Genomic DNA, 13,400 nt, shown 5'->3' with positions numbered 1-13,400 from the left:
CGGCTGGTTGGTCAGGCCGACGCGATCTTGCTCTCCAGGGCGAGGAACTCCTCGTCGGTCAGCACGCGTGACCGGATGAGGAACCGCACGCCCTCGGGCGCCTCGAGCGAGAAGCCCGCGCCCCGGCCCTTCACCACGTCGATGGTGAGGTGGGTGTGCTTCCAGTACTCGAACTGCGCCTTCGACATCCACACCGGCACGCCGCGCTCCAGCCCGACGTCGAGGTCGCCCAGGTGGACGTCGGCGTCGCCGGTGATGAAGTCGCCGTCGGGGTAGCACATCGGCGCCGACCCGTCGCAGCAGCCGCCGGACTGGTGGAACATCACCGGACCGTGGGTCTCGGTGAGGCTCCGGACCAGCTCCGCGGCCGCGTCGGTGACCGAGACCCGCACCGGCTCGGGCGGCAGCGGCGAGTCCTCCGTGACGCCGAGGGCGCCGTCGGGGAGGTCGCTCGTCGTGCCGGCCGCACCGGTGTCGGGCGTCGTCATCAGAAGAAGCCGAGCGCGTCGGGGCTGTACGACACGAGCAGGTTCTTCGTCTGCTGGTAGTGGTCCAGCATCATCTTGTGGTTCTCGCGGCCGATGCCCGACTGCTTGTAGCCGCCGAACGCGGCGTGCGCCGGGTAGGCGTGGTAGTTGTTCGTCCACACGCGGCCGGCCTGGATCTCCTTGCCGGCGCGGAACGCCTGCGAACCGTCACGCGACCACACGCCGGCGCCGAGGCCGTAGAGGGTGTCGTTGGCGATCTTGAGGGCGTCCGCCTCGTCGTCGAAGCCCGTGAGGGAGACGACGGGGCCGAAGATCTCCTCCTGGAAGATCCGCATCGAGTTGTCGCCCTCGAAGATGGTGGGCTGCACGTAGTAGCCCTCGGCGAGGTCGCCGTCGAGCACGTTGCGCTCGCCGCCGGTGAGGATCTTGGCGCCCTCCTGCTTGCCGATGTCCATGTAGGACAGGATCTTCTCGAGCTGGTCGTTGGACGCCTGGGCGCCGATCATCGTCGTGTCGTCGAGCGGGTTGCCCTGCTTGATGGCCTCGACGCGCTTGACCGAGTCGGAGACGAAGTCGCTGTAGATCGAGCGCTGCACGAGGGCGCGGCTCGGGCAGGTGCAGACCTCGCCCTGGTTGAGGGCGAACATCGCGAAGCCCTCGAGCGCCTTGTCGTAGAACGCGTCGCGCTGCGAGGCGACCGACTCGAAGAAGATGTTGGGGCTCTTGCCGCCGAGCTCCAGCGTCACCGGGATGATGTTCTGCGAGGCGTACTGCATGATCAGCCGGCCGGTCGTCGTCTCGCCGGTGAAGGCGATCTTCGCGATCCGCGGGCTCGACGCGAGCGGCTTGCCCGCCTCCACGCCGAAGCCGTTGACGATGTTGACGACGCCCTTGGGCAGCAGGTCGCCGATGACTTCGAAGAGCTTCAGGATCGACCACGGCGTCTGCTCGGCCGGCTTCAGCACGACCGCGTTGCCGGCGGCCAGGGCCGGGGCGAGCTTCCACACGGCCATGAGGATCGGGAAGTTCCACGGGATGATCTGGCCGACGACGCCGAGCGGCTCGTGGAAGTGGTAGGCGATCGTGGTGCTGTCGATCTCGCTGATGCCACCCTCCTGCGCGCGGAGCGCGCCGGCGAAGTAGCGGAAGTGGTCGACGGCCAGCGGGAGGTCGGCGGCGAGGGTCTCGCGCACGGCCTTGCCGTTGTCCCAGGTCTCGGCGACCGCGAGGGCGGCGAGGTTCTCCTCGATGCGGTCCGCGATCTTGTTGAGCACGTTGGCGCGCTCGGCGACCGACGTCTTGCCCCAGGCGGGCGCGGCGGCGTGCGCGGCGTCGAGGGCGGCGTCGATGTCCTCGGACGTGCCGCGCGCGATCTCGGTGAACGCCTTGCCGTTGACCGGCGAGATGTTCTCGAAGTAGTTGCCCTTGATCGGGTCGACCCACTCGCCACCGATGTAGTGGCCGTAGCGGGGGGCGACGGAGACCAGCGAGTCGGGCTGGCCGGGTGCGGCGTAGACGGTCATGGGATGTGTTCTCCTCGCTGAGGCAGGTGTGTGACTGCCCTCACACCGTAGGAAGCCCCACGTTGCACCCTCGTTGCGACGGGTGCCGCGGGTCCGGACCGGTCCGGACCCGCGGCGTACGCCGGGGGTGGTCGTGCCTCAGCCGATCGTGATCGCGCCGTCGGTGATGACCACGTAGAAGCGCTTGCGGTTCTGGCTCGTCGTCACGGTGCCGTCGCTCAGGCGGGGGCTGATCACCAGGTGCTCGGCGTTGTTCGTGCCGGCCGGCGCACAGGCCACGACACCGGCGACGCCGCACAGCGTCGCGCTGATCTCGCCCGAGAACTCGGGGTTGGCATCGGCCGTGGCCGCCCGGCCGTTGGTGACGCCGTCGCCGTTCTGGTCCACCTGGTTCTGCAGGGCGATGGTGGCGACGATGCCCGACCCGGACAGGTCCTCCCCGGCGTCGACGTAGACGTTGCCCGCGGCGCGCAGGGCGTTGGACGGCGAGCCGGCGGGCGCGGTGTTGGCGAGCTCCGGGTAGGCCGCCGCGACGGTGAAGCCGCCCGACTGGGCGACGATCGCGCCGGTGGCGTCGACGAGGAACCAGCGCGTGCCCGTGCCGGGCTCGCCCTGCGGTCCCTCGGGGCCCTGCTCGCCGGGAGCGCCCGGAGCGCCGGGGGTGCCCGGGGTGCCCTGCGGCCCCTGGGGTCCGCGTGCGCCGGCCGCGCCGGCCGGTCCCTGCGGGCCACGGGCGCCGGTCGCCCCCTTCGGCCCGACGGGCAGCTGGCCCTGCGCGAAGTCCTGGCGGAACAGGGACCCGTCCCGCACGTCGAGGCCGGTGATGGAGCCGTTGCGGATGTCCTCGCCGCCGATGAGCTTGGCGGCGTAGGCGCCGGTACCGCTCGAGGCGGCGACCAGGGCGACGGTCGCGACGGCGAACGCCGGCGTGATACGGGTGCTCCGGAGCCGGGAGGGGAGGCGGGAGGTCAGGCGGGAGGCGAGCGACGGACGCGAGGAGGAGGACATGGCGGGGCCTTTCCGGGAGGGGGGAACGGAGGCGTTCCACCCTCGGTTCGGCTCCCGCTCGGCGCCGGATGGCGAGGACTAGACCACTTTCGTGACCGGGGTCACGTCGGCGGGAGCCCTAGAGCCCGAGGTCGCGGTCGAGCCGCGCCAGCTGGCCGTCGATGAGCGGCAGCATCGGCGACGTCGTGCCCACCGCGCGGCGCTGGGCCTGCCACATCTCGTAGTCGTCGGCCCCCCACGTCGAGCGCGTCCACTGCGACATGAGGTCGGCCTCCCGCGAGCGCAGCAGGGCCTCGCGCAGCTGGGACTCGAGGCTCTCCCGCAGGCGTACGACGCCGGGTGCCGTCGACCGCGGGAGCACGGGCCCGCCGTAGGCGCGCATCGCCGCGCGGAGGTCGCCCGCCGCGAGCATCGCCTCGACGGTCAGCCAGTCGCCGGTGACCTGGGCGGTCAGCCGGTAGGGCCGCGAGGCGAGGAGGTCGCCGCCGAGGAGGTGGCGCAGCCGGTTCAGCTCGGCACGGAGGGTGGAGGAGCCGGCGCCGTCCTCGGCGTACAGCAGCACCGCCAGCTCGTCCCCGCTCAGGCCCTGCGGAGAGCTGCCCAGCAGCATGAGGATCTCGCTGTGCCGCGGGGAGAGCCGCAGGGTCTGCGGGGCGCCGCCGGCGCCCTCGACCGTGAGGAGGGCGTCGGAGCGGCCCAGGCCCTCCATGACGAGGCGCGGCCCGGCCGCGGACGGCACCGCGGCGCGGCGGTCCTGGCGGCTGAGGAGGTCGCGGGCCAGCTCCAGCTCGGCCATGCGGGCGGCGGCGCGGATCATGGCCATGGTCTGGGGTACGACGATCTGGTCGCCGCCCGTGATGTCGAGGACGCCCAGCAGCGCGTTCGTGCCGGGGTCGTGGATGGGGGCGGCCGCACAGCTCCAGCCCTGCACGGACGACCGGAAGTGCTCGTCGCGCACGATGCTGACGGGTTGGTCGAGGGCCAGGGCGAGGCCCGGCGCGTTGGTGCCCGCGAGCCGCTCGTCCCAGTTGGAGCCCTCGACGAAGCCGATGGCCTCGCACCGCCGCAGGGTCGTCGGCGTCCCGCAGACCCACAGCAGGTTGCCCTCGGCGTCCGACACGGCCATCACCGCGTCGCAGTCGCGGGCCGCGTGGCCCAGCACCTCGTCGAGGAGGGGGAAGGCCCGCGCGAGGGGGTGCGCGTCGCGCCGGTCCTTGAGGTCGCTCTCGGGGACGGTGATGGGCACGCTCGCCGCGTCGGGGCGCACGCCGGCCGACGCGGAGCGGTGCCACGAGTCGACGACCGCCGAGCGCATGCCGGCATCGCGGCTCCGTGTGGAGAGAACGTCGGACCTCGTCACGCGGACCACCCCATCGGATCACCGACCCCTGGCGACGTTGCCCGTGAGCGGGGTCACAGCCCCATGATGCTCCGGATCCGGACGTTGCACCAACGTTGCAGGCCGTGCGACCTCCGGGTAGGTCCGCGGAGGTCCGCCGGGTCGGGCAGGGCGGTGCCTGGCGGGTCGGGCAGGTGGCCGGACGTGGCCGCGGTCGCGGTCGCCGCCTGCGGTTGCCGGACGTCATGCAGTGCGGCGCCTCGGGCGACCGGGGCGCATGACGTCCCGAGTCGGGGGGCGCCGGACGTCATGCGGAGCGGTGCCGCGGGCGGCCGGGGCGCATGACGTCCCGAGAGGGGAGAGCCGGGATCCGATTTCGGCCGCGCGCCCGGCGTCCGCTAATGTCTCCCGCGGTGGCGTGTCCGAGCGGCCTAAGGAGAACGCCTCGAAAGCGTTTGTGGGTGCAAGCCCACCGAGGGTTCAAATCCCTCCGCCACCGCCAGCACGGAAGAACCCCCGCCGAGACCCTCGGCGGGGGTTCTTCGCGTTGCGAGCGCCGCGCCAGCGGCAGCCAGACGGCGTGCCCCCTTCGCTGAAGCGTGAGACCGTGACCCTCGTCGATCTGATCGCCGGAGACCTCGCGCCCCTCGCACCCCCGTGACAGGGGGCGACGAGGTCTCCGGCCCGACCCGTGTTCCGGTGCCGACGAGGTGATGTCGCGACGAGCGCCGGATCCACAGGCGGGCACGCACGTCTTTCGATGGCCCGATCCGGTGGATCTCGACCCGCTGCCGACATCACGGAGTCATGGGGAGACGACGGACGTGGGTGATCGGTGTCGCGGTGGCGACGCTCGCCGTGGCACTGGTCGCGGGAGGGGGCGGCGCGGTGGCCACTCCGGCCGCGGTGGAGCGCCCACCGGTGCGCGGCGGGGTGGGGACGGCCGAGGCTGCGCTCGTGGCGGACCTGGCACGTGAGCCGGAGGGACGGGTCGTCGGCAACCGCGTCCACCGGCCGGACGGCACGGTGTTCGTCGCGGTGGACGTCGGCGTGTCCTCGTTGAGCCAGTGCGAGAGCGGGTGGTTCTGCCTGTGGAGCCAGACGTCCTACCAGGGCTCGTTCTACTACCGGTCGGTCGTCGGGGTGTACGACCTCTCCGGGACGATCCGCTCGGTGTGGAACAACCGCACGGCTGCGGCACGCCTCTACTCGAACACGGGGGCCTCGTCCCTTTGCTACCTTGCGGGCCAACGGTCGGCGTCGCTGAGCGCCTCGTACACCACCCCGCAGAAGGTGGCGCTGCTGTCGGGCAGCTGCTGAGGGTGCGCGTCACGGGCACAGCAGGACCGACGTCCGCCTGTCCGTCGTCGGAGGAGCCAGCCCGGAGTGGACGCTGCCTACTTCGAGGTGTTCTACGCCGACATGCGACCGAAGATCGCCCGCTTCATCCGCGCCAGGTTCCCCTTCGACCTCGCGGAGGACCTGGCCAACGAGACCATGCTGACGCTGTGGCGCAAGGACGCGCGGACGCCCACCACCGAGACCGAGGTCCGGCAGCTGCGGTCCTTCGCCTACGCCATCGCGATCGGCCACGTCCGCAACGCGGAGCGCAGGCTGGCGACGGAGGGGAAGCTGAGGGACGAGCTGGCTGCCGCGGCGGTCACCGGGGGCGTGCTCCGGATCCACGGTCCGGACCGTGACCCGACCTTCGAGGCCGTCGTCCCGAGCGGTGCAGCCGCCGCGATCCGGACGCTGCGCGCCGACGACCGGCAGGCGCTCAACCTCCTCGTCGCCGGCCTCACGACGGCGGAGATCGCTGACATCCTGGGCATCACGCCGAAGGCGGCCTCGATGCGGCTCAGCCGCGCCAAGGAACGACTGCGGAGCACGATGGCCGGCGCGAAGGAGGTGGTGGGCGATGCCTGAACGACCCGACCCCAGCGACGGGAACCGACCCGCCACGGACGCCGCCGGGCACGAGCACGCGGCGTACGACGCCGTCGAGTCCGAGCTGACCGCCCTCCTCTCCGAGCAGCTCGGCGTGCCGCGGCACGACCTCGGCCTGTCGCCCGAGCAGCGCGAGCGTTCCGAGCAGAACGCGGCGGCGGCGCTCGCCCGCATCACGGCGACCCCACCCACGGCGACCCCGGCGGTGCCGTCCGCCACCGTCCGCCGCCGGTCCCGGTGGGTGCCGTCGTGGAGGTCCCGGTGGACCTGGGGCCTCGTCGCGGCGCTCGTGGCCGTCGTCGTGGCGGTGTCCGTGACGATCGTCGACGTGCCCGGCACGCCGACGCCCGCGGCGTACGCCGCGACGCCCGCGCTCCTGGAGGTGCAGGCATCCCGGGAGGACGACTACCCCCTCACGGGCACGGATCCCTCGGCGGCGCTGGAGCGTCTGGCGACCACGGCCGCAGCACAGCCCGGTTTCGGCACCGGGGACACCCAGGTCGTCACCCGGGTCGGCTGGTGGCTCGACGTCGCCGCGGACCGTCCGGGCCGGCGGGTCGTGGTGCCCGTCCGGTCGGAGGTGCGCCAGCTCCCCGACGACACGACCCGGATCGTCGTACGACGCGGGGAGGCGCTGCGCGCCGGTGACACGACCGTCGACCCGGGCGACGGGCCGGTCACCAGCGACGAGGTCTTCCCCCGCGACCCGGGTTCGCCGCTCGAGCACCCCGAGCGCCTGCCGACCGACCCGGCGGCGCTCGCCGCGGTGCTCCTCGGCTCCGAGGACGCGTGCGTCGGCTTCCGTGCCTACTGCCTCGCGGAGATGGTCAGCACGCTGAACCTGGGCTTCGTGCCCTCCCCGGAGCTCGAGGCCGGCCTCATCCGCACCCTCGTCGGCAACGACGACATCACCTACGCCGGGACCGCCCGGGACCGTCTCTCCCGGGACGTCGACGTGTTCGCCGTCGAGGACCCGGACGACCAGCGGCAGTACCTCCTGATGTTCGACCCCCGCACCGGGTACTTCGTCGGACGGGAGACCGTGCTGCTGGTGGGCGATCCCGCCCTCGAGGACGTCGAGCCACCCGCGGTCGTCGAGTTCGACGCCGTCGTCGACCGCCGCCGGGACGACGACTCGGCGGGCTGAGCGCGGCACCCCCGCCAGCGCTTCACGCGCCGCTCGCGAGGGGTTCGCCACCGCGTCACCCGCACGCACCACGCTGCGCGGGGCGAGACGGTGCTCGGGCCCGGCCACGCCACGACCAGGCCGTTGCCCTCGAAAGGTGATCCCTCTCCGATGACGACCCTCCGAGCCCGGCGGCCGCGTGCCTCCGGGCGCATCGTCGTGACCAGTCTCGCGCTGCTCGCGCCGTTGACCTCCGCCTCCGCGCTGTCCAGCGGCGATGCGTCCGCCCGGACCCCCGACCGGTCGGCGAGTGCCGCGCTCGCCGCGGGCACCTCGTCCCTCTGGACCGACCCGGTCGGCGACGCCCGCCTCCTCACCGACCCCTTCCTGCAGGCACCGACCGCCGACGGCGTCTCCGTCGTGTGGTTCACCGAGTTCGCCGGCTCCGACCACACCGTCCTCGTCGGTGACGGCGTCAGCCGTCTCGGCGTCGCCGACCTGGCGGCCGCGTCGCGGGGCACGACCTACCCGGGCGTCACCGCGTTCGACGCCACCACCGGGACGCTCTCGCAGGTCGCCGAGGACTACCAGTCGAACATCCCGGTGAAGCCCGCGCAGTCCGACGGCATCGTCGACCGCGACGTCTGGCGGCACGAGGGCGTCGTCACCGGCCTCGCGGCGGGCGAGCGCGTGCCCTACCGCGTCGTCAGCCGTGACGGCGAGAAGGTGGCCGGGTCGGGCACCTTCAGCCTGAAGCCGGCCGCGCAGCCGGGCGAGGACCTCGACATCCTCCTGACCAGCGACCACCAGGCGATGGTCAACACCCCGGCGAACCTCCAGGTCGCGGCCGACACCATCGGGGACATCGACGCCGTCTTCCTCGCCGGCGACCTCGTCAACATCCCCGACCGCGCCTCCGAGTGGTTCGACGACACGCGCGGCTCGGGCTTCTTCCCGGTGCTCCAGGGCAACGGCGGCCGCACCTCGACCGGCGGGGTCTCCTACGCGGGCGGCGAGATCGTGCAGAACGCCCCGCTCTTCCCCGCGGTCGGCAACCACGAGGTCCAGGGCCGCCGTGCCGGCGCGACCGCGTTGGGCGCGTCGTACAACGCCCCGGTGCCGCGGGACGTCGCGACCGCGGCGTACGAGCGTGTCGCCACCGAGGTGAACCCGGGCAACGACCCCGCCGTGCGCGATCGGTGGATCCGGGACAACTCGTTCTCGACGACCACCTACGAGGAGATCTTCTCGCTCCCCGACTCCTCGCCGGGCGGCGAGACCTACTACGCGACCACGGTCGGCGACGTGCGGCTCATCTCGCTGTACTCCACCCGCATCTGGCGCGGCACCGGTGCCGTGCCGGACCCGGCGGCGCGCACGAGCACGACCCGCTACCAGGAGTCGCGGCAGGCGCTGGCCGACCCGCTGGCGCAGGGGTACGGCGAGCACGTCTTCGAGGCCGTCGACGCCGAGAGCCCGCAGTACGCGTGGCTGCAGGACGAGCTCGCCAGCGACGAGTTCGCCGCCGCGCGCTACCACGTGGTGATGCTGCACGAGGGGCCGCAGGGCCTCGGCGACAACGTCATGCCGCAGTTCGTCGACCCGCAGCGCATCGAGGAGCGCGACGCGGCGGGCAACGTCGTCGGCGTCCGCTACGAGTACCCGCCGAGCGAGAACAAGCTCCTCACCGACCTGCAGCCGCTGCTCGAGGACGCGGGCGTCGACCTCGTCCACAACGGCCACAGCCACCTCTGGAACCGGTACGTCGCCGCCAACGGCACGACGAACTTCCTCGAGACCTCCAACACCGGCAACTCGTACGGCGCGTACCACCCCCTCAGCGGTCGCAGCCGCCCGCTGCCCCCGGCGCCGTGGGACGCCTCGCACTACCTCGCGCAGGGCAACCCGGGCGGGCTGGAGCCGGTGGTCCCGAACGTCGCGCCGTACACGGACGCCCAGGGCACGCCGCTGCCGTTCGTGCAGGACAACAACCTCGCGGTGTTCACGAAGCTCGACACGGGCTCGGGCGAGATCACGACGTACTCCTACGACGTGCGCACCCCGAACGTGCGACCGAAGGTCATCGACGTCTTCACCATCGGCGACCCCGACGACTCCGAGGCGCCCGCGGTCACCCGCCAGCCGGGGCACGTGACGGTGACCGCGGGGGAGACGGCGACCTTCACGGCGGAGGCCTCCGGCGTGCCCGCGCCCGAGGTGCGCTGGCAGCGCCTGGTCGACGCGGAGTGGGTCGACGTGCCGGGCGCGACGGCGACGACGCTGCGGCTCCCGGCCGTGAGGACCGCGCAGAACGGTGAGCAGTACCGCGCCGTCTTCACCAGCTCCGCCGGCTCGGTGCCCACCGCGGCCGCCGTGCTCACCGTGCGGGCCGCGCCGGTGCCGCCGACCGAGCCGGGGCCCGGCTCGATCGGTCTCGGCAGCCGGGTGGTGCCGGGTGCGCCGTCGGCGTACGGGCGCATCGGCAGCGGGAAGCCGATCTCGACCTTCTTCGTGGGCGACGACGGGCGCCGGGTGACGGGCACGACCTACGTCAGCATCCGCAAGGCCGGCACCGGGAACGTGACCGCCACGGCGTGGGCGTACGTCGGGCGCACGACCACCGTCGCCACGCCGCGCATCCCGAGCAAGGGCAGCTGGCGCGTCACGGTGACGTTCGTGCCGGACGACCCGCGCTACCGCCCGACGACGCGCGCGTGGTGGCTCTGGGCGACGCCGACGGGTCGGTGACTCCCCGTCGCCGCGGGGGCGGTCAGCGCGTGCCGTCCGCCTCCGCGGTGACGACGGGTACCTCGCCCGTCGTGCCGAGCCGGTCGTCGACCCGGTCGTCGATGCGCTGGTCGACCTGCTCGCCGAAGTGGTCCTCGAAGTTGGCGACGAGGTCGCTCGTCACCGTCTCGCCGACCTCGTCGGCCAGCACCTTGCGGCGGGCCTTGAGGTCGAGCCGCCTGATCTCGGTGTACTCCGCCTTGAACGCCTTGTAGAGCGCGACGCACATCGCCACCATGATGACGCTGAACGGCAGCGCGGTCAGGATGGCGCCCGTCTGCAGGGCGCCGAGGCCGCCCGCGACCAGGAGGCCGATCGCGACGAGCGCCTCGATGACGCACCAGAGCACCCGGCTCCACCGCGGCGGGTCCGTGTCGCCGCCGGAGGCCAGCATGTCGACGACCAGCGAGCCGGAGTCGGACGAGGTCACGAAGAAGATGGCGACGAGCACGATGGCGAGGCCCGACAGCAGGGTGCCGCCCGGCAGGTCGCCGACGAGCGTGAAGAGCACCGACTCCGAGGTGACCGAACCGTCGGCGTCCAGCAGCCCGCCGTCGCCGAACTTCTCGCGGTAGATCGCGGACCCGCCGAGGATCGAGAACCAGACCGCCGAGACGGTGGTCGGGACGAGCAGCACGCCGGCGACGAACTCACGGACGGTGCGGCCGCGCGAGATGCGCGCGATGAAGACGCCGACGAACGGGGCCCACGACATCCACCAGCCCCAGTAGAAGGTCGTCCAGAGGCCCTGCCACTCCTGGCCCTCGGCGCCGAAGAACGCCGAGGTGTCGAAGCTGTTGGGCACGATCGTGAAGAGGTACTCGCCGATGTTCTCCACGAACGAGCGCAGCACGAAGAGCGTCGGACCGAGGAGCAGCACGGCGACCGCGAAGATCCCGGCCATCCCGAGGTTGATGTTCGAGAGCCACTTGATGCCCTTGTCGAGGCCGGAGACCACCGAGGCGGTGGCGGCCACGGAGATGACGACGATCAACCCGACGAGCAGCGGGGTGCCCGCCTCGTCGACGACGCCGAGGTGCTCGAGGCCCGCGGCGATCTGCGAGACACCGAGCCCGAGCGACGTCGCCACGCCGGCGATGGTGCCCACGATGGCCACGACGTCGATCGCGTCGCCCAGGCCGCCCTTCACGCGGTCGCCGAGCAGCGGCTCGAGCACCCAGCGCAGCGAGACCGAGCGGCCCTTGCGGTGGATCGCGTACGCCAGGGCGAGCCCCACCACGACGTAGATCGCCCACGCGTGGAGGCCCCAGTGCAGGAACGTCTGGCTCATCGCCTCGTGGGCGAGCTCGACGTCGTCGCCCTCCACGCCCGGCTTCGGCGACGTGTAGAAGTTGAGCGGCTCGGCGGCGCCCCAGAACACGAGGCCGATGCCCATGCCCGCGGCGAACAGCATCGAGAACCAGACGAGGAACCCGTACTCGGCGCCCTCCTCGTCCGGCCCCAGCCGGATGTCGCCGAAGCGGCCGACGGCGACCCAGATCGCGAAGATCACGAAGCCGGTGACGATGAGGCTGTAGTACCAGCCGAAGACGCCGATCACCTCCTCCTGCGCGGCGGAGAAGGCGTCGCCCGTGCGTTGGGGGAAGGCGATGCTGACGACCACGACCACGGCGAGGATCGTCAGCGCGGGCCAGAAGACGGTGGGGCGGACGGACTGCAGGCGCCGCCGGGACGGCGGTGCGTCGGCGGTGCTGGGGGTGTCGCTCACGGGTGGGGTTTCCCTCTCCAGGTCTCGACGGGGGACCCGCCACGCTCTCCTCTTCCGGGAGCGTGAGTCAAAGCGGGGGTTCCGCTCAGGTCGACCTCGCGCGCGCCGAAGAGGGACGCAACGGACTCGACCTGACTCGGAAAGTGGTGCTCACCGATGCGCACAGTGCTCAACCGCCGCAGGGCCTCGGCCCTCGTCTCGGCCGTCGTCGTCACGGGCGGCCTCGCCCTCGCGGCCCCGGCCCCGGCGCAGGCGGCCTCCGGCCTGTCCGTCGTCGGCGTGCAGTCGTTCTACTACGCCGGCGACACCGTGTTCGACACCGAGCGCGGGCTCACGGTCGTCAACTGGAACGACGCCACGCCGGACACCTCGCACACCTACCGCCTCAAGCTGGACCCGACCGGGAAGACCAGCACCTTCGACCCGCGTTCGCTCAGCGAGGACGTCGACGGTCCGTGGGACGGCTTCTACACCGACTACACCATCGGCCGGCACATGCAGCCGGGCGGCACCTACCAGATGGTGCTGGAGGAGTGGGACGGCAACCGCCTCGTCGAGTCGAGCCCGACCTTCGACTACACCTTCACGGAGGTGCAGGCGCCGAGCGCGATGACCGTGGGCACGTCGCTCGTCGGCGGTCGTCAGGCGGTCGTCGCCGGACGCTCCACCTCGATCGGGTTCACCGGTCAGTGGGAGGCGGGCACCCGCTACCGCACGATCGTGGGCGTCGAGGGTGCGACCGCGGCGAAGGACTTCGTCCTCTGCCAGGCCTCGGACTGCGTCGACGCGGGCCTCGGCACGGTCGGGGACTCGGCCACGCCGGTCACCTCGTTCACGGCCCCGTCCTCGCTCGTCGGCACGACCCTCCGCATCCAGGTGACGGGGGTGAAGGACGGCCGCCTGCGCAGCACGTTCGACGTGGAGTACCCCGTCGTTGCCGACCCGGACATGCGCACCGTGCCCGGTGGTTGGATCGTCTCCCCGGGCAAGAAGTCCGGCGTCGTCCAGACCGGGAAGACGGTCGGCGTGAGCGCGCCGGTCCTCACCGCGACGGCGAAGCAGGAGGGCGTGAAGACCTACTACCAGTGGTTCGCCGACGGCAAGAAGATCCCGGGTGCCACCACGTCCACCTACGTGATCCACCGCAGCCTCAAGGGTCGCAACCTGACCCTCGGGATCCAGTTCTCGGCGCCCGGCTACAAGCCGCTGACCGGCGGCTTCGGCTTCGGCAAGGTGCGCTGAGCCGCACCTCTCCTCGCAGCGCCAGCCTGACGGCGCCCGGTCGGACCACCCCGACCGGGCGCCGTCTCGCGTTTCGTCGGACGCGTCCGCTACGGTGGTGCCGACCCAGTGACCTGGGTCACAACAGGTGAACAGATCGACGGTTCCGGTCGGCGCCCACCCCCGCGCCGCGACGACCCGTCACGACGAGCCCGAGCGCGGTGACCCCGCG

General features: G+C 72.4%; 10 protein-coding genes and 1 tRNA gene. 6 read left to right on the top strand and 5 right to left on the bottom strand.

Annotation, left to right across the window (positions count from 1 at the left end; all coding sequences use genetic code 11):
• Positions 1-11: 11 nt before the first annotated feature.
• From G3T38_RS06010 to G3T38_RS05995, 4 genes are all read right to left on the bottom strand, one after another.
• Positions 12-488: a DUF779 domain-containing protein gene (locus tag G3T38_RS06010; protein WP_163771190.1), complete on the bottom strand. Its 477-nt coding sequence runs from the start codon at positions 486-488 to the stop codon at positions 12-14.
• Positions 488-2,011 carry an acetaldehyde dehydrogenase ExaC gene (gene exaC / locus G3T38_RS06005; RefSeq protein ID WP_163771189.1) on the bottom strand — a complete coding sequence of 508 codons (1,524 nt, stop codon included), beginning with the start codon at positions 2,009-2,011 and terminating at the stop codon, positions 488-490. Before exaC ends, G3T38_RS06010 begins: the two co-directional genes overlap by 1 nt.
• A 138-nt stretch (positions 2,012-2,149) precedes the next feature.
• A complete protein-coding gene (locus G3T38_RS21150; protein ID WP_206675794.1) occupies positions 2,150-3,019 on the bottom strand; it encodes a collagen-like protein in 870 nt (289 codons plus the stop codon).
• 118 nt (positions 3,020-3,137) lie between these two features.
• Positions 3,138-4,334, bottom strand: coding sequence for a GAF domain-containing protein (locus tag G3T38_RS05995; RefSeq protein WP_163771188.1), 1,197 nt, complete (start codon positions 4,332-4,334; stop codon positions 3,138-3,140).
• 436 nt (positions 4,335-4,770) lie between these two features.
• On the opposite strand from G3T38_RS05995, the gene G3T38_RS05990 reads away from it, so the two are divergent.
• The 5 genes from G3T38_RS05990 (at position 4,771) to G3T38_RS05970 (ending at position 10,179) form a co-directional block, all read left to right on the top strand.
• Positions 4,771-4,860 (top strand) — tRNA-Ser (locus G3T38_RS05990).
• A 305-nt stretch (positions 4,861-5,165) separates the two neighbouring features.
• Entirely contained in the window at positions 5,166-5,678 is a 513-nt protein-coding gene (locus G3T38_RS05985; RefSeq protein ID WP_163771187.1) for a peptidase inhibitor family I36 protein, read from the top strand.
• A gap of 66 nt (positions 5,679-5,744) precedes the next feature.
• Positions 5,745-6,284: a sigma-70 family RNA polymerase sigma factor gene (locus G3T38_RS05980; RefSeq protein ID WP_163771186.1), complete on the top strand. Its 540-nt coding sequence runs from the start codon at positions 5,745-5,747 to the stop codon at positions 6,282-6,284.
• Positions 6,277-7,452, top strand: coding sequence for a CU044_5270 family protein (locus G3T38_RS05975; protein WP_163771185.1), 1,176 nt, complete (start codon positions 6,277-6,279; stop codon positions 7,450-7,452). Before G3T38_RS05980 ends, G3T38_RS05975 begins: the two co-directional genes overlap by 8 nt.
• Before the next feature lie 150 nt (positions 7,453-7,602).
• Positions 7,603-10,179, top strand: coding sequence for a metallophosphoesterase (locus G3T38_RS05970; protein ID WP_163771184.1), 2,577 nt, complete (start codon positions 7,603-7,605; stop codon positions 10,177-10,179).
• Between the two features lie 22 nt (positions 10,180-10,201).
• Here G3T38_RS05970 and G3T38_RS05965 read toward each other — a convergent pair whose 3' ends face one another.
• Entirely contained in the window at positions 10,202-11,947 is a 1,746-nt protein-coding gene (locus tag G3T38_RS05965) for a BCCT family transporter (protein WP_163771183.1), read from the bottom strand.
• Positions 11,948-12,103: 156 nt separating this feature from the next.
• Between G3T38_RS05965 and G3T38_RS05960 the strand changes: the two genes are divergently transcribed.
• Positions 12,104-13,189 (top strand): hypothetical protein, encoded by a 1,086-nt coding sequence (locus G3T38_RS05960; protein ID WP_163771182.1) that lies wholly within the window; start codon positions 12,104-12,106, stop codon positions 13,187-13,189.
• Positions 13,190-13,400: the final 211 nt, after the last annotated feature.

This window comes from Nocardioides zeae (assembly GCF_010686755.1).
Taxonomy (GTDB): Bacteria; Actinomycetota; Actinomycetes; order Propionibacteriales; family Nocardioidaceae; genus Nocardioides; species Nocardioides zeae.
This window is presented reverse-complemented; position numbering and strand designations above follow the sequence as displayed.

Bases quoted from the DNA above. Each gene is read 5' to 3' on its own strand.
- G3T38_RS06010 (WP_163771190.1), bottom strand. From the start codon at position 488: ATGACGACGCCCGACACCGGTGCGGCCGGCACGACGAGCGACCTCCCC.
- exaC (WP_163771189.1), bottom strand. From the start codon at position 2,011: ATGACCGTCTACGCCGCACCCGGCCAGCCCGACTCGCTGGTCTCCGTC.
- G3T38_RS21150 (WP_206675794.1), bottom strand. From the start codon at position 3,019: ATGTCCTCCTCCTCGCGTCCGTCGCTCGCCTCCCGCCTGACCTCCCGC.
- G3T38_RS05995 (WP_163771188.1), bottom strand. From the start codon at position 4,334: ATGCGCTCGGCGGTCGTCGACTCGTGGCACCGCTCCGCGTCGGCCGGC.
- G3T38_RS05985 (WP_163771187.1), top strand. From the start codon at position 5,166: ATGGGGAGACGACGGACGTGGGTGATCGGTGTCGCGGTGGCGACGCTC.
- G3T38_RS05975 (WP_163771185.1), top strand. From the start codon at position 6,277: ATGCCTGAACGACCCGACCCCAGCGACGGGAACCGACCCGCCACGGAC.
- G3T38_RS05970 (WP_163771184.1), top strand. From the start codon at position 7,603: ATGACGACCCTCCGAGCCCGGCGGCCGCGTGCCTCCGGGCGCATCGTC.
- G3T38_RS05960 (WP_163771182.1), top strand. From the start codon at position 12,104: ATGCGCACAGTGCTCAACCGCCGCAGGGCCTCGGCCCTCGTCTCGGCC.